Origin of the sequence: Streptomyces sp. URMC 126 (genome assembly GCF_051386555.1) — a bacterium.
In the GTDB taxonomy this organism is placed as follows: domain Bacteria; phylum Actinomycetota; class Actinomycetes; order Streptomycetales; family Streptomycetaceae; genus Streptomyces.
The window spans coordinates 1-249 of sequence record NZ_JBPQTX010001148.1; the positions used below are offsets into that span (position 1 = coordinate 1).

The window sequence follows — 249 nt, forward strand, 5'->3', positions numbered from 1 at the left end:
CCGTACGGGACGCCCGGCTGGTCCACCAGCTCAGGCGGGGCGGCCATCCGCTGGAGCAGATCGCCCCGCTGATCGACCGGGTGCGGGCGGCCGGCGGGCTGGAGCCGCTGGAGGCCGTGCTGCGCGACTGGCACGGCCGGCTGTCCGCCCGCTCGCGGGCGATGCTGACCGGGGCCGCCGAACTGGAGGCGTACCTCCGGGAACGCGGGTGAGACCTCGGCCGCCGACCAGAGGGCGGGGACCGTCGAC

1 pseudogene is annotated in these 249 nt (G+C 77.5%); it reads left to right on the top strand.

The window, feature by feature from the left end:
• A pseudogene (locus ACSNOK_RS35450) lies at positions 1–212 on the top strand (MerR family transcriptional regulator); the annotation flags it as partial.
• Positions 213–249: the final 37 nt, after the last annotated feature.